This window comes from Telluria sp. Soil_C_11 (genome assembly GCF_057657395.1).
Genome location: NZ_JBDGIN010000058.1, coordinates 1 through 585, shown reverse-complemented (window position 1 = coordinate 585; position 585 = coordinate 1). Strand labels below are relative to the sequence as shown.

Annotated in this window: 1 protein-coding gene; it reads right to left on the bottom strand. The window is 61.0% G+C overall.

The genetic code is table 11. The features are described from left to right. A partial coding sequence (locus AC3A6M_RS24850) for a GTP-binding protein (protein WP_487855358.1) occupies nucleotides 1-584 on the bottom strand: 584 nt, incomplete at its 3' end. Nucleotide 585: the final 1 nt, after the last annotated feature.

Sequence of the window (585 nt, the reverse complement as noted above, 5' to 3'; positions counted from 1 at the left end):
GCCAGACGGATGATGCAGTCTTCGCCCATCTCGCCAGCCTGGCCTTCCAGGGCCATACGTGCCGAACCCTTGATGATCGGCAGGTCGTCGCCCGGGAACTCGTACTTCGACAGCAGCTCGCGCACTTCCATTTCGACCAGTTCCAGCAGTTCTGCGTCGTCGACCAGGTCGCACTTGTTCAGGAACACGATGATGTACGGAACGCCAACCTGACGCGCCAGCAGGATGTGCTCGCGGGTCTGCGGCATCGGGCCGTCAGCGGCCGAGCACACCAGGATCGCGCCGTCCATCTGGGCAGCACCGGTGATCATGTTCTTGATGTAGTCAGCGTGGCCCGGGCAGTCGACGTGGGCGTAGTGACGGTTTGCGGTTTCGTACTCGACGTGCGCGGTGTTGATGGTGATGCCGCGTGCCTTCTCTTCCGGAGCCGCGTCGATCTGATCGTAGGCCTTGGCTTCGCCGCCGAATTTCTTCGACAGAACGGTTGCGATTGCAGCCGTCAGGGTGGTTTTGCCGTGGTCAACGTGACCGATGGTGCCGACGTTCACGTGCGGCTTGGTCCGTTCGAATTTTTCCTTTGCCATT